21 protein-coding genes are annotated in these 21,151 nt (G+C 64.2%); 15 read left to right on the top strand and 6 right to left on the bottom strand.

The window, feature by feature from the left end; translation table 11 throughout:
• Positions 1 to 54 precede the first annotated feature (54 nt).
• Genes AC2FNA_RS05860 through AC2FNA_RS05850 form a run of 3 tightly spaced genes read left to right on the top strand, consistent with a single transcriptional unit; the run spans position 55 to position 6,003 of the window.
• Positions 55 to 1,908: a GAF domain-containing protein gene (locus AC2FNA_RS05860; protein WP_496825112.1), complete on the top strand. Its 1,854-nt coding sequence runs from the start codon at positions 55 to 57 to the stop codon at positions 1,906 to 1,908.
• Complete coding sequence (locus AC2FNA_RS05855; RefSeq protein ID WP_496825111.1) at positions 1,905 to 4,052, top strand: peptidase M50; 2,148 nt, start codon at positions 1,905 to 1,907, stop codon at positions 4,050 to 4,052. The genes AC2FNA_RS05860 and AC2FNA_RS05855 overlap by 4 nt, the downstream gene beginning before the upstream one ends.
• Complete coding sequence (locus AC2FNA_RS05850) at positions 4,045 to 6,003, top strand: preprotein translocase subunit SecA (protein ID WP_496825110.1); 1,959 nt, start codon at positions 4,045 to 4,047, stop codon at positions 6,001 to 6,003. Before AC2FNA_RS05855 ends, AC2FNA_RS05850 begins: the two co-directional genes overlap by 8 nt.
• A gap of 1,024 nt (positions 6,004 to 7,027) precedes the next feature.
• Here AC2FNA_RS05850 and AC2FNA_RS05845 read toward each other — a convergent pair.
• The gene (locus tag AC2FNA_RS05845) at positions 7,028 to 7,477 is read right to left on the bottom strand and encodes a MarR family winged helix-turn-helix transcriptional regulator (protein ID WP_496825109.1); all 450 of its coding nucleotides are present in this window, start codon (positions 7,475 to 7,477) and stop codon (positions 7,028 to 7,030) included.
• A 120-nt stretch (positions 7,478 to 7,597) separates the two neighbouring features.
• Between AC2FNA_RS05845 and AC2FNA_RS05840 the strand changes: the two genes are divergently transcribed.
• The gene (locus tag AC2FNA_RS05840; RefSeq protein ID WP_496825108.1) at positions 7,598 to 8,449 is read left to right on the top strand and encodes a methylated-DNA--[protein]-cysteine S-methyltransferase; all 852 of its coding nucleotides are present in this window, start codon (positions 7,598 to 7,600) and stop codon (positions 8,447 to 8,449) included.
• On the opposite strand, the gene AC2FNA_RS05835 is transcribed toward AC2FNA_RS05840, so the two are convergent.
• Positions 8,446 to 8,610: a hypothetical protein gene (locus AC2FNA_RS05835; protein WP_496825107.1), complete on the bottom strand. Its 165-nt coding sequence runs from the start codon at positions 8,608 to 8,610 to the stop codon at positions 8,446 to 8,448. The genes AC2FNA_RS05840 and AC2FNA_RS05835 overlap by 4 nt on opposite strands.
• Positions 8,611 to 8,718: 108 nt before the next feature.
• On the opposite strand from AC2FNA_RS05835, the gene AC2FNA_RS05830 reads away from it, so the two are divergent.
• The 4 genes from AC2FNA_RS05830 to AC2FNA_RS05815 all read left to right on the top strand — a co-directional run bounded on the left by AC2FNA_RS05830 (position 8,719) and on the right by AC2FNA_RS05815 (position 11,106).
• Positions 8,719 to 9,417, top strand: coding sequence for a helix-turn-helix transcriptional regulator (locus AC2FNA_RS05830; protein ID WP_496825106.1), 699 nt, complete (start codon positions 8,719 to 8,721; stop codon positions 9,415 to 9,417).
• Positions 9,418 to 9,543: 126 nt separating this feature from the next.
• Positions 9,544 to 10,209: a YiaD family glycine zipper/OmpA-like lipoprotein gene (locus AC2FNA_RS05825; protein WP_496825105.1), complete on the top strand. Its 666-nt coding sequence runs from the start codon at positions 9,544 to 9,546 to the stop codon at positions 10,207 to 10,209.
• Between the two features lie 39 nt (positions 10,210 to 10,248).
• The gene (locus AC2FNA_RS05820; RefSeq protein WP_496825104.1) at positions 10,249 to 10,443 is read left to right on the top strand and encodes a hypothetical protein; all 195 of its coding nucleotides are present in this window, start codon (positions 10,249 to 10,251) and stop codon (positions 10,441 to 10,443) included.
• Between the two features lie 120 nt (positions 10,444 to 10,563).
• Positions 10,564 to 11,106 (top strand): NADPH-dependent FMN reductase, encoded by a 543-nt coding sequence (locus tag AC2FNA_RS05815; RefSeq protein WP_496825103.1) that lies wholly within the window; start codon positions 10,564 to 10,566, stop codon positions 11,104 to 11,106.
• A 189-nt stretch (positions 11,107 to 11,295) separates the two neighbouring features.
• On the opposite strand, the gene AC2FNA_RS05810 is transcribed toward AC2FNA_RS05815, so the two are convergent.
• A complete protein-coding gene (locus AC2FNA_RS05810; RefSeq protein ID WP_496825102.1) occupies positions 11,296 to 12,501 on the bottom strand; it encodes a hypothetical protein in 1,206 nt (401 codons plus the stop codon).
• Positions 12,502 to 12,650: 149 nt separating this feature from the next.
• Here AC2FNA_RS05810 and AC2FNA_RS05805 point away from each other — a divergent pair, with 149 nt between their 5' ends.
• The 3 genes from AC2FNA_RS05805 (at position 12,651) to AC2FNA_RS05795 (ending at position 14,268) form a co-directional block, all read left to right on the top strand.
• Positions 12,651 to 12,995 (top strand): YbaB/EbfC family nucleoid-associated protein, encoded by a 345-nt coding sequence (locus AC2FNA_RS05805; RefSeq protein WP_234144530.1) that lies wholly within the window; start codon positions 12,651 to 12,653, stop codon positions 12,993 to 12,995.
• A gap of 74 nt (positions 12,996 to 13,069) precedes the next feature.
• Entirely contained in the window at positions 13,070 to 13,666 is a 597-nt protein-coding gene (gene recR, locus AC2FNA_RS05800; protein ID WP_496825101.1) for a recombination mediator RecR, read from the top strand.
• A gap of 113 nt (positions 13,667 to 13,779) precedes the next feature.
• Positions 13,780 to 14,268, top strand: a complete 489-nt coding sequence (locus tag AC2FNA_RS05795) for a hypothetical protein (protein WP_496825100.1) — start codon at positions 13,780 to 13,782, stop codon at positions 14,266 to 14,268.
• 7 nt (positions 14,269 to 14,275) lie between these two features.
• Here the strand turns inward: AC2FNA_RS05795 and AC2FNA_RS05790 are convergent, their stop codons facing one another.
• Positions 14,276 to 14,905, bottom strand: coding sequence for a ribonuclease T2 family protein (locus AC2FNA_RS05790; protein ID WP_496825099.1), 630 nt, complete (start codon positions 14,903 to 14,905; stop codon positions 14,276 to 14,278).
• A 127-nt stretch (positions 14,906 to 15,032) separates the two neighbouring features.
• Between AC2FNA_RS05790 and AC2FNA_RS05785 the strand changes: the two genes are divergently transcribed.
• Positions 15,033 to 15,809 (top strand): DUF1013 domain-containing protein, encoded by a 777-nt coding sequence (locus AC2FNA_RS05785; protein WP_496825098.1) that lies wholly within the window; start codon positions 15,033 to 15,035, stop codon positions 15,807 to 15,809.
• A gap of 50 nt (positions 15,810 to 15,859) precedes the next feature.
• The gene (locus AC2FNA_RS05780; RefSeq protein WP_496825097.1) at positions 15,860 to 16,252 is read left to right on the top strand and encodes a hypothetical protein; all 393 of its coding nucleotides are present in this window, start codon (positions 15,860 to 15,862) and stop codon (positions 16,250 to 16,252) included.
• Positions 16,253 to 16,257: 5 nt separating this feature from the next.
• On the opposite strand, the gene AC2FNA_RS05775 is transcribed toward AC2FNA_RS05780, so the two are convergent.
• A complete protein-coding gene (locus AC2FNA_RS05775) occupies positions 16,258 to 17,286 on the bottom strand; it encodes a permease (protein WP_496825096.1) in 1,029 nt (342 codons plus the stop codon).
• Positions 17,279 to 17,596, bottom strand: a complete 318-nt coding sequence (locus tag AC2FNA_RS05770) for an ArsR/SmtB family transcription factor (protein ID WP_496825095.1) — start codon at positions 17,594 to 17,596, stop codon at positions 17,279 to 17,281. The genes AC2FNA_RS05775 and AC2FNA_RS05770 overlap by 8 nt, the downstream gene beginning before the upstream one ends.
• Positions 17,597 to 17,778: 182 nt before the next feature.
• On the opposite strand from AC2FNA_RS05770, the gene pdxR reads away from it, so the two are divergent.
• Complete coding sequence (gene pdxR, locus AC2FNA_RS05765) at positions 17,779 to 19,245, top strand: MocR-like pyridoxine biosynthesis transcription factor PdxR (RefSeq protein WP_496825094.1); 1,467 nt, start codon at positions 17,779 to 17,781, stop codon at positions 19,243 to 19,245.
• Positions 19,246 to 19,370: 125 nt separating this feature from the next.
• The gene (gene xsc / locus AC2FNA_RS05760) at positions 19,371 to 21,146 is read left to right on the top strand and encodes a sulfoacetaldehyde acetyltransferase (protein WP_496825093.1); all 1,776 of its coding nucleotides are present in this window, start codon (positions 19,371 to 19,373) and stop codon (positions 21,144 to 21,146) included.
• The last annotated feature ends 5 nt before the right edge of the window (positions 21,147 to 21,151 follow it).

The raw sequence follows: 21,151 nt of genomic DNA, 5'->3' as shown, positions 1-21,151 counted from the left end.
ATAAAACGTTGACTTTGCGTCATAACATCGGGATCGTTCCTGAAGGAGACAGCCTTGGAAACGCGATCTAACCTGGAAATGACGGCTGGTCCGGTGGAAGGCGCCGAAGAGTCTGCGCAGGTATCCCCGACCAAGACGGATGAGCAGACGGCCTTGGTCGCCTGGACCGACCAGTTATGCAAGCGCCTGAGCGCCGACATTGTTGTACTGGCGCTTGGCCCGCGCGACACAGGGCCATTCCGGCTGGCGGCCCGCGCACCGAGGGACGCAGAACCGGGCGAAGGGCTGGCTTCTGCCGTGGACCTCGCCATCGCGCAACGCAAGCCGATTGTGAAAAGCGGTTTTCAGGAACGTGGCGCGACCTGTTGTGCGGTGGGCGTTCCGGTGCTGCGCGACGGCGCGCTCTTCGGCGTGGTCGCGATCCAGCTTGCCGTCCGCGCCGATCTGGACCTGCGCCGCGTGGTGGACGAGGTGAAATGGGCGCTTCCGGCCATCGAGCTTCGTCTCGTGGTCCGTGACCTGAACGAAGGCGCGTTGAGCCAGGCCAGGGCACGCGCCGCCGTCGAGTTGTTGGCGGGTACCCTGGACGAGCCGCGCTGGTCCGTCGCTGCCGCCACGGCAGTCACGGATTTCTGCGATCGGCTCGCCTGCGACCGTGTGGCGCTTGGCCGCCGTCGCCGCCGACGGTCCAAGGTTGTCTCGTTGTCTCACAGCGGCGGTTTCCAGCGGTCCTCGGAACTTGTCCAGCGGATCACCGACTCGATGGACGAGGCCATCGACCAGGGTGATGCGATCCGGATGCCGCAGGATGGCGAGGACACGTTGACCTTGACAGCCGCACATCAGGAGCTGATCCGGTCCGGCGTTCCCCGCGCTGTGCTCACCGTTTTGCTGCGCCGCGATGGCCGAGTGACAGGGGCGATGGTGTTGGAACGCGGCGGCAACAACCCGTTTCGAGACGAAGAAGTCGACCTTGTCGAAGCGGTGGCCGGTATCCTTGGCCCGGTGCTAGAGGAAAAGCGGCTGAACGATCGTGCCCTGCCGGTCAAGGTGCTGGCAGAGATTGGCCGCATTGGCGCCGCCGTCCTCGGCCCCCGCAAGCTGGGGCTGAAGGCGGTGATCCTGCTGTCGGGCGTTGCATTGTGGTTCGCCTGGACAACTGCAGCGCCCTTTCACATCACTGCGGGCGCGCGGGTCGAGGGCGAGATCCGCCGCGTAGTCGCGTCTCCGCTGGAGGGATACATCGCGTCTGCCGCTGCGATCCCCGGCGACATCGTGGCCGAGGGCGACATCCTCGCGACGCTGGACGACCGCGACCTGAGGCTGGAAATCGCGCGCTGGAATACCGTCCGTGCCCAGCGTCAGCGCGAGTACGAGACCGCGCTGGCAGAGCGCGACCGTGCCGCCATCGGTATTGCCGCCACCCAGATCAGCCAGGCCGAGGCCGAAATTGCTCTGCTCGAGGAACGTCTTGCCCGAACCGAACTGCGCGCTCCGTTCGATGGGGTGGTTCTGTCGGGCGATTTGGATCAGTCCGTTGGCGCGCCGGTATCGCGCGGGCAGGTGCTCTACGAGATCGCGCCGCTGGACGCTTATCGTATCGTATTGTCGGTCGACGAGCGCGACCTTGCGTTGGTGGGACAGGGGCTGGCCGGTGAGGTTATTCTGACCGCGTTGCCGGGGCAGACGTTCGGAATGGAAACCGGTCGTGTCACATCTGTCGCCGGGGTCGAGGATGGCCGAAACGTGTTCCGGGTCGATGCGCAACTGTCCGAACAGACAGACCTGCTGCGTCCCGGCATGGAGGGAATCGCCAAGGTTACAGTGGATGAACGCTCGCTGCTTTTGATCTGGACGCATGGTCTGCGGAACTGGGCGCGGATGGCGGTCTGGCGCTGGCTGCCATGAGCAGATCGCTACACAGCCAGATCTGGTATCGCGTCGCCGACCTGACGCCGCGCCTTCGTACCCATGCCGAGGTACATCGCGCCGTGTTCCGGGGCGAGGTCTGGTACGTCGTCGAGGATCACGCCAGCGGCGCCTATCTACGCCTGTCCGAAGCTGCCTGGCGCCTTGTCGGCTTGATGAACGGTCGGCGCACGATGGAAGAGATCTGGCGTGCCGCCGCCGAGGCACTGGGTGACGACCTGCCAACACAGGACGAGGTGATCCAGCTATTGATCCGGCTGCACCGATCCGACGTGCTGCACGCCGCGATCCCTCCCGACATGGAGCAGGTCGTTCAACGTGGCCGGTCCGATACCCGCAAGAAGCGCCTCGCCAGTCTTCGCAACCCGCTCGCCATCCGGGTGCCGGTGCTGGACCCTGACAATTTCGTTCGCGCGACGGGATGGCTGGTGCGGCCGTTCTTTTCCTGGTTCGGCGTGGTTGTATGGCTGGCGGTGGTCGGTGGGGGCCTGTTCGCCGGGCTCCAGAACCTCGACGCGCTGCAGTCCAACATTGCCGATCGGGCACTGACAGCAGGCAATCTGCTGCTGATCCTCGCGGTCTATCCGCTGGTCAAGGCGGTGCACGAGTTGGGCCACGCCTATGCAGTCCGCCATTGGGGCGGCGAAGTGCACGAGATCGGTGTCATGTTCCTGGTCTTCATGCCGGTGCCTTACGTGGACGCCTCGGCCTCCTCGGCGTTCCGGTCGAAATGGCAGCGTGCGGGAGTCGCTGCGGCGGGGATCCTGGTCGAGCTGTTTCTGGCTGGCGGCGCGGCGCTGCTTTGGGTGCAGATGGAGCCGGGTCTGCTGCGGGCGGCCATGATGAACGTGATGCTGTTGGCCGGGCTCTCAACCGTGTTCTTCAACGGCAACCCGCTGCTGCGTTTCGATGGCTACTATGTCCTTGCCGACCTGATCGAGATCCCGAACCTCGGCACCCGTTCGACCCAACATCTGCAATACCTGACACAGCGCTATCTCTTCGGAATGAAGAACGCCGTTTCACCCGCTATGGCGCGCGGAGAGGCGACCTGGTTCACTGTCTACGGAATTCTTTCGCTGGTCTATCGGTACATGATCATGCTGACGATCATGCTGCTGGTTGCGGGCATGTTCTTCGAGATCGGGCTGCTTCTGGCATTCTGGGCGGGTGTCCTGCTGCTGATTGTCCCCGCGGTGCGGGGTATCCGCTTTGTCCTTGGCAGCCAGCGGTTACAGGGGCACCGGTTCCGCGCACTAATGGTCACGTCGGCGCTGGCGCTGGCGGTGGTCTGGGCGCTCTTTGTTCAGCCCGTGCCCTCAGCCACTATCGTCAGCGGCGTGATCCGCGCGCCAGAGGCCGCGCGGGCATTGAGCGGCGCGGAAGGATTTGTCGAGGAACTGTTGGCGCGCCCCGGTGATCCGGTAGAGACAGGGGATCCGATCCTGCGCGTGAGCGACCCTCTGCTGGACGCTCGCGTGCGGCAGATGGAGGCCCGGATCGAGGAACTGAGGTTGCGCCGTTTCAATGCGCTGGCCAGCGACAGGGTGCGGGCCGACATGGTTGCACAGGAACTGGCGCTTGCCGAAGAAGAGCATGCGCTGGCGGTCGAGCGGCGGGGCGAGCAGATCGTGACCGCGTCAGTGGCCGGTACGCTGCTGCTGCCGGCGGGCGACGATCTTGTGGGGCGCTATGTCCGCAAGGGCGAAGAACTGGCTTGGGTTATCGGATCTCAGACGGGTGTTGTCAGGGTGGTCATACCCGAGGCCAAGATCGATCTGGTGCGTCGCAGCATCGAGGCGGTGCAGATGCGCCTGACCAGCGCGCCCATGGACCCGGTGCCAGCGGTACTGACCCGCGGCACCCCCGCTGCTGTCCCGGTCCTGCCAAGTGCAGCTTTGGCGACCGAGGCAGGTGGTCCGATCCCCGTCGATCCGACGGCTGACAAGCCCTTGACCCCTGTCGGAACCATCTTTGTCATGGACGTCGAGCCAATGGACGGGCGCCCGCTGACTTCGCTCGGTGAACGGGTTTCGGTGCGCTTCGACCATGGTTCTGCGCCCTTGGGGGCACAAATGCTGCGTGCGGTGCGGCAGATTTTCTTGCGAGACCTCAATGTCTGATACTTTCCCCGGACAGGCAGCAGGCGCTTTTTATCCCCGCGCGCCCGTCGAACCGGCGAAGTCCAAGCTCGACCGTTGGATCGAGAAATACACCCTCCTTCCACGGCGTCGCAGACGCGCCCGGCCAACAAGGTTTTTCGCCTGGCGCGTCCTGCGCCGCGGTAAGAGGTTTGCAGAATTGTCCGATGGTGAGCTCCACGACGAAGTGCGCCGGGCGGCTCACGACCTGCGCGCGGCGCGCGCCCATCCGGGCGAGGCGCTGTTGGCCCGAAGTTTCGCGCTGATCCGCGAATGTGCGGGGCGCGAACTTGGTCAGCGCCACTATGTGACCCAGATCCTTGGCGCACGCGCGGTGTTGAACGGCGCCGTGGCAGAGATGCAGACCGGTGAAGGCAAGACACTTGCGATCACCCTTGCTGCGGGAGCTGCCGCATTGGCCGGTCGGCGCGTGCATGTCATTACCGCAAACGACTACCTCGCGGGTCGCGATGCCGAGACCATGCAGCGCCTCTATACCCGATTGGGCCTGACCTGCGCTGCGATCGAGCCAGGCTGTACGCCAGATGACCGTCGCACGGCCTTTGCCGCCGACATCGTTTATGCCTCAGGCAAGGAGGTTGCTTTCACCTTTCTGCGCGACCGTGTCGCGATGGGCGGGCGGTCAGGGGATATCGGCCTGCGCACACGCGCGTATTTCGAGGGGACCGGCCTGCTGTTGCCCGGCTTGCAATTCGCCATCGTGGACGAGGTCGACAGCGTGATGATCGATGAGGCGCGCACGCCGCTGATCCTGTCTGTCCCCCCGGCGGATGCAGAGACCGAGGCCGAAGCGGCCCGTGCCGCCCACGCCATTGCCGCCGAGATGAAAGAGGGGCGCGATTATCGCATCGACCGGCTGCGCCATACGGTCGAACTGGGCCGAAAGGGGTGCGACAGGTTAGCGGATCAAGCCAGTCGGATGCCCTCCGCATGGCAACCAGCGCCGATCCGCGAGGACGCGGTGCGCACCGCGCTCAGCGCCATTCACCTGCACAGGCGTGACGAACATTACATCCTGCGCGACGGCAAGGTCGAGATCGTCGATGAATATACCGGGCGCATCATGCCCGATCGCTCATGGTCGGCGGGGCTGCACCAGGCGGTCGAGGCCAAGGAGGGCGTGGAAATCACCACGCGTCGCGTCACGCTCGCTCAGATCACGTTCCAGCGCTTCTTTCGCCGCTACATCCACCTTGGCGGCATGACCGGTACCGCGACCGAGGCGGCCGACGAATTCTGGTCGGTTTATGACCTGCCAGTGGTGCGGATCCCCACGAACAAGCGTTCACGCCGCCGGACTTGGAAAACCCTGGTTTCGGCTCGTGCCGCGACCAAGTGGGCACGCGTCGCCAAGCGCGCCAAAGAGCTATCGGCCCGAGGCCGCCCGGTGCTGATCGGCACCCGAACCGTCGCCGCCTCTGAGGCTGCAAGTGCCGCGCTGCACGCGCTCGGGGTAGAGCACAGGGTCCTCAGCGCTGCGCAGGACGCAGACGAGGCGGCCATCGTCGCCGAGGCGGGCCGGGCCGGCGCGGTGACCGTCGCCACCAACATGGCCGGGCGCGGTACCGACATCATTCTGGATGCCGAGGCGCGCAAGGCGGGCGGGCTGCATGTCATCATGACCGAGAAGCATAGTTCCCGTCGGATCGACCGCCAGCTCTCGGGCCGCGCAGGCAGGCAGGGCGACCCCGGCAGCACCGAGGCGATCTTGTCCGCCGAGGATTCGTTGCTGTCCGAATTCGGGGGGCGCTACAGCCGTTTCATAACCCATTTCGGCGGGCGCGCCGTACTGTCGGCGCTGTCCGACGCACAGCGCCGTGCCGAACACACCCACGCCAACGCCCGCCGTCATCTATTGGAACTAGACGAACAGATGGCAGAGAACCTCGCTTTTACCGGATCGCCAGAGTAGGCGCTGTGAGTGGAAACTTGGTTGGGGCGGGCAAGGCGATTTCTTGGCGCTGGGCCACGATCAAACCATCTGCAGTTGGCAACGACAAGGACAGCTCCGAAATCGTCCGCATGGCGGCGTTGGTGCACATCAGGTTTCCGCCTAGGCGTGGAACGTAGAGGTTCTATGGCGAACGCCATTACCTATGGCGAGAAGCGACGATGATCGTGAAGAACCTGAGAGCTACGTCACGAAGGCCCGGGACAGGAAAGCAGCGCCGAGATTTCCAATACAAACAATGCGCGAGCACTGTTGCCAGGAACCGATCTTGTCCGACAGGCTCGGCTCCCAGAGTGCCGCCCCTAGGGGGGCGCGGTACTGGGCATGCGCCGGACACGGGGCGCTGGCGGCACACGCGAGCAGAGACGCACGCCCGACGTCGCGACGGCGGTATCGGGTGTTGATCCGATTTCGGCCGATGCGACGTTTCCGGAAGTAAGCCACGATGCGCCGCTCGGTCTCCCGCCATCACTTGTTGCTCCGGCCAGAACGAGGTGGCCCTCCCGATTGAGGATCGCCAGGATGCGCGGCGCGTCATGAGGGGTGATATCTTCGGTGTGAACGATTGCCCCCTGCATGGCCTCGGCCAGCGTGGAAAACCGCGCCAGTACCTTGGGGTGTGCCTGCCCGGACATGAGAGCCGCGGGCGCATTGCAAGCCGTCTTGAGCGCAAACGGCAAGTCTTGATCTGCAGAAAGCGGTCAGGAAGCTTGGCGGCAAACCTGTTGTCTGCGTTGCCGACTGAGTTTGGAAAGGAAGGTCGAACATGGGCATATCTCCGACGGTGCGGAAAGCCTCTCTCCCCGCTTCAAACCGTCAATGACCGAACCACCGCCCTCTTCCTCGAAAGGGTGACGGCGGCCGGTTCGAAAGGCGCGTCAGAGCTTTCCCTGGATTCGCAGGCTCAGTTTCGCCCCGGCGTCGACGATGATGTGGTTCTTGCGATCGAGATAGCCCAACAGCGATAGTCCAGAGAACGGGCATGTCAGACCTTCTTGGCCAAGTCTGCAAAGAACCGTGTCAGGGCAAGCTGCACCTTGTGATAGGTGGCAAGTTCGGCGGGGGAGAAGTCTTGCGAAAGCCGGGCCAGCCGGGCCATCTCGTCAGCCCGGGTCGCGGTGATGATGGTGTCACCCCTCGGTGTCAGCCAATAGCGAGGGGACCGTGCGTGGTCAGTATTTGCGCGCCGTTCGATCAGGCCCAAGCGCTGTACCTCTTGCAGGATGCGCGAGATATATTGCCGCTTCATCTGTAACGCCGTGCCCAGTTGTGGCGCCGTGTCGCTGGGGGCCGGCGACAGTCCATCGAGGATGGCACGCTGCCCCGCCGTTAGACCCTCGCGCAAGCTCCCCCGCTCCACTGCTGCCGTGATGTTGCGAAGCAGGGGCCGCGTGGCCTGTACCGCCTGAAAAAGCTGATCGGGTTCATGTGTCATGCCAACAGCATCGGACCAGATAAAGCAAGTCGCCAACTCAGTTGAAAAATGTTTGCGCAGGTTCCGGGTCGCGGCAACGGCGCCCGCGCGCTACTCTCCGATCAGACAAAGAGGTGCGACATGAACGTTCAGACCGCAGACGAGGGTTATCACTATGGCGTTATCCGTCGCGCGATCGAGCTGATCGACGCAGGCGGCGAGACCATGTCGCTGGACGATCTTGCAGCCCGGATGAACATGAGCCCCGCGCATTTCCAGCGCATCTTTTCGCGCTGGGTCGGGGTGTCGCCCAAGAAATACCAGCAATACCTGACGCTGGGCCATGCCAAGGCGCTGCTCGAGGAACGTTTCACCCTGTTGGAGGCGGCCCAGAATGTCGGGCTTTCGGGCACCGGGCGGCTGCACGACCTCTTCGTCCGGTGGGAGGCGATGAGCCCCGGCGATTATGCCCGCAAGGGCGCGGACCTGACCATATACTGGGGCTGGTTCGAAAGCCCCTTTGGCCCCGCACTGGTCATGGGAACCGAGCGCGGCATCTGCGGCATCGGCTTTGCCGCCGAGGCGGGGGCCAAGGCCACGATGGCGGACCTGTTGTCGCGCTGGCCACAGGCCACCTTCGTCGAAGACCCGATGCGCCTGCGCCCCTGGGCACTCAGCGCCTTTGGCGCCGCCAGCGACCGGCTGGAGCCGGTGCCGCTCTACCTGATCGGCGCGCCCTTGCAGATCAAGGTCTGGGAAGCCCTCTTGCGCATCCCCTCGGGGCAGGTCACCACCTATGGCGAACTGGCCCAGTCCATCGGCCAACCGCGCGCGGTACGCGCGGTGGGCACGGCGGTGGGGCGCAACCCGGTCAGTTGGCTGATCCCCTGCCACCGCGCCCTGCGCAAATCCGGCGGCCTGGGCGGCTATCACTGGGGCCTGCCGGTGAAACGCGCCATGCTGGCCTGGGAAGCGGCCCGCAGCGAGGCCTAGCGCCAGCGCGCCGCCATCCAGCGCAACTGGTGCAGCCGCCTTGGCGGTGCCTCGCGGCGGGCGGCAAGTTCTCTCTCGATCTCCCAATTGCGCAGCGTTTTGGGCTTGCTCCAACGCTCCGGTCGAAGGGCCATCAGCACGTGGTTGTCGCGGCTTGGCATGGTCGGTCTCCTGTAACTGCCGGTGTGGAGATCATTGAACGCGAAGCCTGCTGACACCCCGTTGTCAGGGGGATGTGCTAGGCTGTCAGCAGCAAGTCAGAGGGTCTCATGCGCCGTTCCACCCGTTTGTTCGAAATCATTCAGATCCTGCGGGCCGCCACCGTGCCCATCACAGCCGAGAATCTGGCCGCGCGGCTCGAGGTCTCGGCACGCACCGTCTATCGCGACATCGCCGCACTTCAGGCCATGCGCACCCCGATCGAGGGCGCGGCGGGTCTGGGCTATGTCATGCGCGGTGGCTATGACCTGCCACCGCTCAACTTCGATCAGGAAGAGGTCGAGGCGCTGCGCGTCGGTCTGTCGATGCTGGCGCGCACCGGCGACAGCGCCCTGCAACAGGCCGCCCAGCGGGTCTGCGCCAAGATCGACGCGCTGCACGATCCGGCGGACTGGTTGCGGGTGGCGCCCTGGGGGGCGCCCGCCGACGATCCCGGGCAGGGATGCACCCCCATCGCGCTGTTGAGCAGCGCGGTGCGCGAGGCGCGCAAGATCAGGATCGAATATCGCAGCGGCGAGGGCGCCCAGACGCTGCGTGTGCTGCGCCCGGTCGGGCTGATCTATCACCTCGATTGCACTATGGTGGCAGGCTGGTGCGAATTGCGGCAGGGGTTTCGCCATTTCCGTACTGACCGGATCTGGGCCTGCGACCTTCTGCCCGACAGCTTTGCCCCGCAGGCGACGGCCCTGCGCCAGCTTTGGCAGGAACACAGTGGCTGGGACGAGGCCGCCACGGCCAGCGTGCGGTAGGGCGATGCGCAAGGAACCGCCGATTTCACCGCTTTGTTGCTTGTTTGTAGTGCCCCGCCCAGTGATATACTTGGACAAAAGCAACAAATCTCGCGGCAAGCGGGACCAGGAGCAGAAAGTGAACCCATGACCAAGACAAAGCTTACACTCGCCACCGGACTGGTGGCCGTTCTGGCGCTGGGCGCCTGCACAGACCCGGCCTCGCTCAGCACCAATACCGACCCTAATCGGCAGGCCAAGCAAGGCGCGTTGATCGGCGGCATTCTCGGGGCCGGCGTCGGTGCCATCGCCAACGATTCCAATCCGGGCCTGGGTGCACTGGCCGGTGCGGCCATCGGGGCCGCGGGCGGCGGTCTGATCGGCAACCAGCTGGACAAGCAGGCCGCCGAACTGCGGCAGGAACTGGCCAATGACGGCATCACCATCACCAATACAGGCGACCGTTTGGTTGTGAGCGTGCCGAACGACATTACCTTTGACACCGACAGCGCCACAGTGCGTCCGGCTCTGCGGTCGGATCTGCAAAAGGTCGCGGCGCATCTGGTCCGCTATCCGAAATCGACGGTGCAGGTCATCGGCCATACCGATAGCGACGGCGAGGCCGCCTATAACCAGGGCCTGTCGGAGCGGCGCGCGGGTGCTGTGGCCGACATCCTGCAGGCGGGCGGTGTGACCTATGACCGGATCTCGACCCTGGGCATGGGCGAGAACAGCCCGATCGCTTCGAACCTGACGCCCGAGGGCAAGGCCCAGAACCGACGCGTCGAAATCGTGGTGATCCCGCGCAACTGATCGGGGCAACAGCCCGAGTAGGCAGACCCCGCGCCCTGCATGGCGCGGGGTTTTGCGTTTGCACCGGTGATTTCACCAGTCCGCAGAAGCCACCTGATCTGGAGTCGCGTCTTTGTCCCGCGCTATGGCGCGTGGTTTCCCGGCCATGAATCGGCGGCCGCCGGTCGGATGGGTCGGGCCTTTGCCAAAAGCGTCGAGGGTGCATTGACCGGGCAGGTGATCATCGTCGGCTGAGCCAAGGCCGATCGCGCCCACGGACCCCTGCATATTTGAACAACGCTTGCGCGGGGTCAGGGGTTTGGATCGGCGGGATTGCCCTCTAGGTAAAAGGGGACGCAGAAACAGGAGAACCCGATGACCGACCTCACCCTGCTGGGCCTCAGTGGCGCCTTGCGCGCCGCCTCTACCAACCGCAAGCTGCTGCGCGAAGCGGCGCGTCTGTTCGGACCCGCGACCTATACCGAGGCCGATCTGAACCTGCCTCTCTACGATGGCGACAACGAAGCCGCCGACGGCATTCCCGAGGTTGTGCTGCGCCTCGCCGATCAGATCGCTGCTGCGGATGCGGTGATCATCTCGACGCCGGAATACAACAAGGGGCCGTCCGGCGCGCTGAAGAATGCGCTCGACTGGGTTAGTCGGACCAGCGGCAAGCCTTGGGCTGACAAGCCGGTTGCTGTGATGTCAGCGGCAGGTGGCCGGGCCGGGGGCGAGCGCGCGCAGGCTGTTTTGCGCGGCTTCATGGTGCCGTTCCAGCCGCGTCTTGTGACAGGCCCCGAGGTGCATCTGGCCGACAGTTCCAACCAGTTCGACGAGAACGGGCAACTGACCGGCGCGCTCTATGTCCAGACTTTGCAGACGCTGATGGACAAGCTGCGGGCCGAGGCACAGCGTTGAAGCGAAATAGGCCTTAATACCGGCTGGCGCGACCTTGGCCGCCGCGCCAGTCTGGCCCTTTCAGCCTAGGTAAGCGCTGAACGCAGGAAAGCCCGGTTTTGTCCGAGCTTCGGGCGCAGGGCGATTTGACGCCAGCTGTTGCACACTTTTCGGTTCAATTGACCGGCCTGCCGACCGGGTGTTGCTGGTCTAGGCGGTCGGGCCGACGGCCTGGGCCTTGATCCAGCGATCAAACCGCCACATGCCCCAGGCGATCGGGATCAGGGCCAGCCCGCCGATGACATAGGCCAGCGGCTCGTCACCAAAACTTTCGAACATCTGAGTATAGGCGTGGATCACCCCGAACACGAGCGAGGCGTTGAACAGCCCCCGGTTGCCGCGATGCGCTGACCAGAACAGCAGCGTCACCAGCGCCGCCGCCCAGAGCACCGAATAGACGCCGTCGGAAATGACCACGGCGGTTTCGCGATAGGCATCGCGGGCCTTGGAATAGGCATCCCAGGCGCCTTCGGTCCAGACCTGCGGCTCTGCCGGACCCCATACCGTCTCGCCCACCACATCGCCCCAGAGCGAGCCAACCAGCGCACAGAGGTTGGCCACGACAAAGCCCAGCACCGCCAGGATGCGCGCGTGCCGCGCGCTGCGCTCACTGTATCGCCCTGCCACCCAGAGACAGGCCGCCAACAACACCGCCATTTGCAGGATCGAAAGCGTCGATTCCGGCGAATAGAACACATAGGCCGCGTGGAAGTAAAAGGTGCCGGTATCCAGCATCTGGGCAAAGGGAACTATGGCCAGCGCCGTGATCAGCCGCACGTCCAGCAGCCATCCGCCCGCCACCAGCAAACCCGCCGTATAGAGATAGAACAGGCTCACCGGCACGCCCGACACCCCGTTGTCGGCAATCAGATACCCTAGCCCGCCGACATGCATCGCCAGCCCCATCAGTGCCACCGCCCCGGTGACGAACGGCGCGCGCACCAAATCACGGACAAAGGCAAGTGTCGCCCCGGCCATGATCAGCCCGCCCAGAACACTCAGCACCTGACCCGCGATCTGCGGATGGTTCGACACCAGCTCGACTGTGCCGCCGCCACATAGCATCCCGGCCCCGATCAGCGCTGCGGCATTGCCGAACATCCGCAAGTCGCCGCCGCTACGCAACAGAATGCCAAACCCGCCCGCCAGCAACAAAAGCCCCACCACCGCCACTGCCAGCGGATCCTGCAACCATAGGACAAGCCCGCCGGTCGCCGACAGGATACCCAGGCACAGGACCGTGTTGATGCCCAGTGTCACCATCGCCTGCCGCGACCGCGCCTCGATCTCGCGCGCGGCCTCCGGGGTGATCACCGCGTCGTCAACTAGCTTATCCGTATCTGCAACCGCGAACATGGCAGCCCTCCTCCCGCGATCCGGTTGCCGGCAAGACTAGCACCGAACGGGGCCAAAGACAGCCGGCTGCGCTTCCGCGCCCGGATAGGCTTGTGCCGCTGGACCGGCGCCCGTATCTAGGCGCAAACCGGATTTGCAGGAGACACCCAATGTTCAAAGGACTCGGCGGCCTTGGCGATATGGCCAAGATGATGAAATCGGCGCAGGAATTGCAGACCAAGATGGCTCAGATGCAAGAGGATCTGAACAGTATTCTGGTGACCGGCGAATCCGGGGCCGGGCTGGTCAAGGCCACCGCAACCGCCAAAGGCGAGCTGAAGGGGCTGGATATCGACCCGTCGATCTTCAACGGGGACGACAAGGAAGTGGTCGAGGACCTGATCCTGGCCGCCATCAAGGACGCCCAGGCCAAGGCCGCCGAAAAGGCGCAAGAGGAAATGGCCGCCCTGACCGAAGGCATGGGCCTTCCCAAGGATATCAAACTGCCGTTCTGACACGGTGGCGTTCCCTTTGTGGTGAACTGCGGGCATGATCGCGTCAGGGCGGGGGATCGCACGGGAAACAGGATATGGCCGGATCGACCAAGGATATCGACGCGCTGATCGAGCTGATGGCGCGTTTGCCCGGGCTGGGCCCGCGCTCGGCCCGGCGCGCGGTGTTGCATCTGATCCGCAAGCGGGCGCTGCTCTTGACGCCGCTGGCCGATCTGATGGGGCAGGTGGCGGCCACCGCCCGCGAATGCCTAAACTGCGGAAATGTCGGCACCTCCGACATCTGCGACATCTGCACCGACGAGCGCCGCGCCACCGGCGAGCTGTGCGTGGTCGAGGATGTGGCCGATCTGTGGGCAATGGAACGTTCGGGCGTCTTCAAAGGCCGCTATCACGTGCTGGGCGGCACCCTGTCGGCGCTGGATGGGGTCGGTCCCGAGGAATTGCGTATTCCCCGGCTGGCGGATCGCGTCACCGCCGAGGCGATCTCCGAGGTGATCCTGGCGCTGAACGCCACCATAGACGGCCAGACCACCGCCCATTACATCGCCGACCAGTTGGGCGGCCGGGTGCGGCTGACCTCGCTGGCGCAGGGGGTGCCGATCGGGGGTGAGTTGGATTATCTCGACGACGGCACCATCTCGGCCGCCATGCGCGCGCGCAAGGACCTCTAGACGCGCCCGCAATGCAAAGCGGCCTTCGTGTCCCGACCTGCATCTTTGCCTTTGGTACGCCCGGATTTGCGGGTACCAAGAGATCAGACATTCATTCCCCGGAGTTTAGCCCGATGACCCGCCTTCTCGCCTTTGTGCTCGCCGCCGTCACTGCCACCGCCGCCTGGTCGCAGGAGCTGATCGACAAGGGGTTCGTGCATGGCTGGAACCTGATGGTCGACCCGGCGCTGGGCAATGGCTGTCTGATCCAGACTGTTTACGAGGACCTGTCGGTGGTGCGTCTGGGTTATGACCGGACCGGCAATCGCGGCTATTTCACCGTTTTCAACAAGAACTGGGGCGCCATCGAGGATGGCGGCAGCTATCCCATCACCTTTGATCTGGATGGTGAGCGGTTCGAGGCCACCGCTATCGGCGCCAACAAGGGCAAGGTGCGCGGCGCAACGGTGTTCTTTACCGACCGCGAGTTCGTACATGCCATCGCCCAACGCAAGGTGATGACGGTCTATGGCGTCGAGGGGCAGGAGGTCATGGCGATCGACCTCAAAGGTACCTCGAAAGCGCTGGAATACGCGCGCGAGTGCCAGAAGGCACAGAATTGAGCCTGGTTCAGCGAATCGCGTGCAGCAAGGCGTCCTCGGTCCGGCAGTCGCGGACCACGTCCCGACCGCAGGGCACCGGCTTGAGTGAGTTGGACAAGCAGATCCTAACCTCGGCGATGTAGCGTCCGTTGCAGGTCACCGTCAGCATGTCGCGTTCCAGCTTCGGATTGGCCTTAAGGAACGCTTCTTCGATTACACGCGCTGGCAATTGCACGGTGCGGTCCAGTCGGCGGAATACCTCGGGGCGGACGACGCTGTCATAGGCCTCGCGCGAGAGGTCGAAATAGGACTGCGCGCTCAGCCCGCTACAGGTGCCATGTTTCTTCCACTGATGCCAGGCCAGGCCCGAACTACCTTGGATATCGGTCATTTCCGCAGTCATCCTGCGTGAGGGGGGCGTCTCGGAGGTGCGGCAATAGGAGGGCCAGCCATACTGGTATTGCGGCCAGAGGCCATGCAGTATCCAGCCGTGGTCATAGCGCGGGTTGCACTGGTCCTCGCCCCGCGCGTCGCCCGTGGTCTCACACCAGTTGGGCGACCAGCTGAGCGAAAGAACGTAATAGTCGAACTGGCCCGCTTTCTCGCCATCGGCGAATGCCGAAACCGCGCTCAGTACCCAGAGAATCAGCCAGCGCATTCGCTCTTTCCTTATCTGCCCGGCCCGACTATATACAGCCGGAGTTCCCCGACAACGGAAACCGCCCCAAACCCCGGGGCAGCCGAATTCCGGCGACGGGAGAGATGTATTCGCAAGGAGACAAGCCATGGCAAAACCTCTGATGGCCAAGGCAACCGCCGTCTGGCTGGTGGACAACACGACGATCAGCTTCAAGCAGATCGCCGATTTCGTCGGCATGCATGAGCTGGAAATTCAGGGCATTGCCGATGGTGATGTGGCGGCGGGCGTCAAGGGGTTCGACCCCATCGCCAACAACCAGCTGACCCAGGAAGAAATCGACAAGGCCGAACAGAATCAGCTGCACAAGCTGAAGCTCAAGTTCAACCCCGCCGCCGCCGGCGAGGAAAAGCGCCGCGGCCCCCGCTATACGCCGCTGTCGAAACGCCAGGACCGTCCGAACGCGATCCTGTGGCTCGTGAAGTTCCACCCCGAGCTTTCCGATGGCCAAATCGCCAAGCTGGTCGGCACCACCAAGCCGACGATCCAGTCGATCCGCGAGCGCACCCACTGGAACATTTCCAACATGCAGCCCATCGACCCGGTTGCGCTGGGTCTGTGCCGCCAGTCGGAACTGGACTCGGTCGTGCAAAAAGCAGCCGCCAAGAAAGCCGCCGAGGGCGGCGTGATGAGCGATGACGAGCGCCGCAAGCTGGTTTCGACCGAACAGTCGCTGGGCATGGATACCGGCCCGCGCATCCCGACCGCGATCGAGGGACTGGAGAATTTCTCGCTGTCCGAGCCGATCGACACCAGCGATGACGAAGAGGACGACAACAACCCGATCGTCGATGCCGACAGCTTCTTCAACCTGCCCAAGGGCGGCAAGGATGACGAGGACGAGGACGACGATACCCGTTATTGATCGGAACCGCCCCGGCCCTGTGGTCGGGGCTTTTTCATGCTTGGCGATCCATGCTTGATGTGCTTTCCAAACTGATCGGCCCGCATCGGGCGGTGTCGGTCTATGCGTTTCTCCACACGCGCGGCGCCGCGCTTGCGGCCGCCGTGCTGTTCGTCGCCATCCTTGGGGGGCTATTGCTGTTCGGCAGGGGAGAAGAACCCCATGAGCACGAGGCGTTTCTGACGCTCGAAGTGCTTTCTCTGACCGCGCTCAACGGCGATTTGCGCAACGGTGCGCTAGTCTCTGTTCGCTTGCCCGATGGACATGCCACTTCGATCACCTCGACCGAGGGGCCGGTGGCGGCCAGCGTGACCACCACCGCCTGTGTTGAAAAACGCGTCTATGTCACCAGCGGCGCGCCGCGGTACCGGCTGAAACTGCCCCAGTATTGCGGGGGGCAGTAGCCGTATCACAGCATCTGGAACACCAGACCGGCGATCACCGCGCCGGTCAGCCCCAGCCCGAGATACAGCGCAAAGACCCGTGGTTTCACCAGCGACCAGACCGCCGCCATCGCCGGGATCGAGCTGACCGCGCCCGCCACCATGAAGGCCATGGCCGCCCCGGCTGTCATGCCCTGTTCCATCAACCCCGCCAGCAGCGGCGGCGCTACGTAAGAATTCAGATAGGCCGGCATGCCGACCAGCGCGGCGGTTGCAATGGGCACCACCCCCTCGCCACCAACCAGGCCAGCGATCACCTCTGCCGGCACATAGGTGACCAGCAGCGCCTCGATCACATAAGCCAGCGTCATCCATTTCAGCAGGAACATCCCGTTGCTGATGAATTCGGCGCGAAAGACGCGGGTGCGCTCGGTCTCGGTCCAGAACCGCCAATGCGGGGCCGCCGGTTTCGGGGCGCCGCAGCCACAGCACGAGGTCTTGGCCCTGCGCAGCGGATCGCTCAACGCGTCTCCCGCCGAAAGGGCGCGCACGACAAAGCCGCCGAACAGGCCCAGCCCGACCGCCGCCACCGCCTTGCCGATGGCAAAGGGCCAGCCCAGCGCGCCCGCTGTGATCAGCAGCGTCGGCGGGTCGATGAGGGGCGAGCTGAGCCAGAAGGCCATTACCGCTGAAAGGGGAGCTCCCAGCGCCAGCAGCCCGGCGATGAAGGGGATCACCTCGCAGGAGCAAAACGGTGCCAGCCCGCCGAACAGCGCCGCCAGCAGGATCATTCGCGTTTCCCGCCCCTCGAAGGCGCGCGCTACCAGAACCTCGGCCCCGGTCGCCTTGAGCCAGGCCAGCAGCAGCACGGCAAAAAGGATATAGGGCGCGGTCCCCGCCAGAGCCGCAGCCGCGAAACGGACAACTGCGACCAGCTGCGCGGGATCCAGCAGCGCCACCGCGCCAATCAGCCCCGCGGCCACCGCCCAGGGCGTTTTCAGCCACGTCGTCAGACGGCCCGGCCCGCGCCGTGGCGGAGAGGTGATCTCAACCATTGTCTATCTCCTTTATTTCGTGCCCGCATTGATCGGCGCAGCATTCCGCGATGATGAATTGCGCCAGCGCCTCAAGATGGTCGTATCGGGCGCGGTTGATGGTCTGCCGACCCTGGCGGGTCTGTTCGATGACCCCACCCGCCGTCAGCGCCTTGAGGTGATGGGCCAAGGTCGAGGCCGCCATGTCCGTGCGCTGCTGGATCTCGCCCACCGTCAGACCGGGTCGGCCGGCCCGGACCAGTGTGCGCAGCACCTTGAGCCGCGCCACCGATCCCATGGCGGCAAATCCGCTTGCTGCTTCATCCCACATGATTGCTCCCTAAATAACTACAAAACTAGCTTTATAGTTATTATTGCAAACGTCAAGACGCATCCTGTTCGGGACGATAAGGCCAGATGGCATGCATGCGTATCTCCAGCCGATCAAAGACCCTTGTCAGCGGTCGATAAGTCCAAATTGATAGCAGAATAAGTCCAATCTATTGTGAGCCCATGGCGATACCGGTCGAAACATTCTTTCTGAAACAGGGTGCGCAGGGCACGCTCCAGGCGCAAATCCAGCAGATGATCGCCGAGGGCATCCTTTCGGGCCGCTTTCATGTGGGCGAGAAACTGCCCTCGTCGCGGCGGTTGGCGACCCATCTGGGGGTCAGTCGGATCACCGTGACGCTGGCATATACAGAGTTGTTGGCGAATGACTATCTGACCTCACGCGGGCGATCGGGCTATTTTGTGTCCGAGAACGCGCCGATCCCGCCCAGCTATGCCCCGATGGAACGCGACCAGGAAACGGTGGACTGGTCCCGTGCCATCGCCCGCAAATTTTCGGGCGGAGACACATTGCAGAAGCCGGCGGATTGGCGCGACTATCGCTATCCGTTCATCTATGGTCAGGCCGATCCCACGCTGTTCGATCACGCCAACTGGCGGCTTTGCGCGGTGCGGGCGCTGGGACAAAAGGATTTTGCCTCACTCACCGCCGACTATGTCGATCAGGACGATCCGCTGCTGATCGAATTCATCGCCCGCCACACCTTGCCCCGGCGCGGCATCTCGGCCCGGCCCGAGGAAATCCTGATCACCTTGGGCGCGCAGAATGCGCTCTGGCTGGCGGCGCGGGTGTTGTTGAACCGCAGGCGCAAGGCCGCGATCGAGGATCCCTGCTATTACGCGCTACGCGAATTGCTGATCCAATCGCGCTGCAATCTGGTGCCGCTGCGCGTCGATCTGGACGGGCTGCCGCCCGATGCCATCCCCGACGATACCGACGCGATCTTCACCACGCCCAGCCATCAAAGCCCCACCACCGCCACCATGCCGGTGTCGCGTCGTCACGCACTGTTGGAGCGGGCACGTGAGATCGACGCGATGATCGTCGAGGACGACTACGAGTTCGAACTAGCCTTTCTGGGTGCGCCCTCTCCGGCGCTGAAGTCGCTCGATCGCGATGGGCGTGTCGTCTATGTCGGCAGCTTCTCAAAATCGCTCTTTCCCGGTCTGCGACTGGGTTACATGGTCGGCTCCGAGCCGTTCATCCGCGAGGCGCGCGCGCTGCGGTCTCTGGTGCTGCGCCATCCGCCGGGTCATATCCAGCGCACCGCCGCCTACTTTCTGTCGCTGGGCCACTACGACGCGCAAATCCGGCGCATGTCCTCTGTCCTGCTGCAACGGCGGCAAGAGATCGAGCGCGCCATCGCCCAACACGGCCTGAGCATTGCCGGGCGCGGTGTCTATGGTGGTTCGTCGCTCTGGATGCAGGCTCCGGTCGGGGTGGATTGCGGCGCGCTTGCCATGGCTCTGCGCGGCGAAAGCGTTCATATCGAGCCTGGAGTGGCCTTCTTCTCGGGACCGGACCGGCCCACGAACTATTATCGCCTGGGTTATTCCTCGATCCCGACCAGCCGCATCGCGCCGGGGATAGAGCGCATCGCTGGCGCCATCGCCCGTCATGCTTGGTAGGGTCTGGCCCTATCCCGGTTTTCATTCTGGCCCTAACGCATGCCTTCGGGTTCCGCCTAAACCTTTAACCAAGATGCCGGTTCCCGCTGTGGCCGGCCAATCAGAACACCATGGAGTGCGATCTCATGAAGATGACGACCGAAGAAGCCTTCGTCAAAACCCTGCAGATGCATGGCATCCAGCATGCGTTTGGCATCATCGGATCGGCGATGATGCCGATTTCCGACATTTTTCCTGATGCCGGCATCACCTTCTGGGACTGCGCCCACGAAGGGTCGGGCGGAATGATGGCCGACGGCTACACCCGCGCAACCGGCAAGATGTCGATGATGATCGCCCAGAATGGGCCCGGCATCACCAACTTCGTGACGGCCGTTAAAACCGCCTATTGGAACCACACCCCGCTTCTGCTGGTCACCCCGCAGGCAGCGAACAAGACCATTGGTCAGGGCGGCTTCCAGGAGGTCGAGCAGATGAAACTGTTCGAGGACATGGTCGCCTACCAGGAAGAGGTCCGCGACCCCACCCGCGTGGCCGAGGTGCTGAACCGCGTGATCATGAACGCCAAACGCGCCAGCGCGCCGGCACAGCTGAACATCCCGCGCGACATGTGGACCCAGGTCATTGATATCGAACTGCCCGCGATTGTCGAGTTCGAGCGCCCCGCGGGCGGCGAACAGGCGGTGGCGCAGGCAGCGGCCTTGCTGTCGGATGCAAAGAACCCGGTGATCCTGAACGGCGCCGGCGTGGTCCTCTCCAAGGGCGGCATCGCGGCCTCCAAGGCGCTGGCCGAGCGGCTTGATGCGCCGGTCTGCGTTGGCTACCAGCACAACGACGCATTCCCCGGTTCGCACCCGCTCTTTGCCGGTCCGCTGGGCTATAACGGCTCGAAAGCCGGAATGGAGCTGATCAAGGACGCCGATGTTGTGCTGTGCCTTGGCACCCGTCTGAACCCGTTCTCGACCCTGCCGGGCTATGGCATGGAATACTGGCCGGCAAATGCCAAGATCATCCAGGTCGATATCAACCCCGACCGGATCGGCCTGACCAAGAAGGTCTCGGTGGGCATCATCGGCGACGCGGCCAAGGTGGCGACCGGAATCCTGAACCAGCTGTCGGGTACCGCCGGGGACGAAGGTCGCGCCGCGCGCAAGGCCAAGATCGCCGAGACCAAGTCGCGCTGGGCGCAGCAGCTGACCGAGATGACCCATGAGGACGACGATCCGGGCACCACCTGGAACCAGCGCGCCCGCGATGCCAAGCCCGAATGGATGAGCCCCCGCATGGCCTGGCGCGCGATCCAGAGTGCCCTGCCGAAAGAGGCGATCATCTCCTCCGATATCGGCAACAACTGCGCCATCGGCAACGCCTATCCCTCGTTCGAGGAAGGCCGCAAATACCTGGCCCCCGGCCTGTTCGGCCCCTGCGGTTACGGCCTGCCCGCAATCGTCGGCGCCAAGATTGGCTGCCCGGATGTGCCGGTGGTCGGCTTTGCCGGTGACGGAGCCTTTGGAATCGCGGTGAACGAGCTGACCGCCATCGGGCGTGGAGAGTGGCCGGCGATTACCCAGATCGTGTTCCGCAACTATCAGTGGGGCGCGGAAAAGCGCAACTCGACGCTTTGGTTCGACGACAACTTCGTCGGCACCGAGCTGGACGAGCAGGTGAGCTATGCCGGCATCGCCAAGGCCTGTGGCCTGCAAGGCGTTGTCGCGCGCACCATGGACGAGCTGACCGCCGCGCTGGCCAAGGCCATCGAGGATCAGAAGGCGGGCAAGACCACCCTGATCGAGGCGATGATCAATCAGGAACTGGGCGAACCCTTCCGCCGCGACGCCATGAAGAAACCCGTTCGCGTGGCCGGTATCGACAAGGCCGACATGCGCGAACAGCAGGTCTGAGCGAC

It is taken from the genome of Ruegeria sp. YKSD163, assembly GCF_059612905.1.
The sequence above is the reverse complement of the archived record's forward strand: the minus strand, read 5'-3'. Positions and strand labels throughout refer to the sequence as shown.